1 protein-coding gene is annotated in these 369 nt (G+C 58.5%); it reads right to left on the bottom strand.

The features are described from left to right. Nucleotides 1-369: aromatic ring-hydroxylating oxygenase subunit alpha (locus AC5ZGW_RS47565; RefSeq protein ID WP_496114328.1), on the bottom strand; the 369-nt coding region annotated here is incomplete at both ends.

The following is a 369-nucleotide window of genomic DNA, read 5'->3' as shown; positions in this document are numbered from 1 at the left end:
AACCGGCTTCAAGCCGTAACCGCTCTTGTCGAAATCATCGCCCATGTGGCGGGCGAAGGCGAGCTTGCCGTCGAGGTCGTAGGTCCATTGGTGATAGGGGCAGACGAGACGCACCGACGAGCCGTGCTCCTTGGTGCAGACGCGCGAGCCGCGATGGCGACAGCTATTGTGAAAGGCGCGAATGACATTGTCGCGTCCGCGCACGATGACGACGGGATAGTCGCCGATCTGGACCGTGAAGTAGGCGCCCGGCTTCGGCAATTCGCAATCATGGCCGATGAACAGCCAGTCGCGATAGTAGATCATCTCCATATCCAAACGGAAATAATCCTCATCCGTGTAGAACGGCTGTTCGAGGCTGAAACCCTC

This window comes from Bradyrhizobium sp. Crot121 (assembly GCF_059512385.1).
Note: the sequence above shows the minus strand (reverse complement) of the source record. Positions and strands in the feature narration are given on the sequence as shown.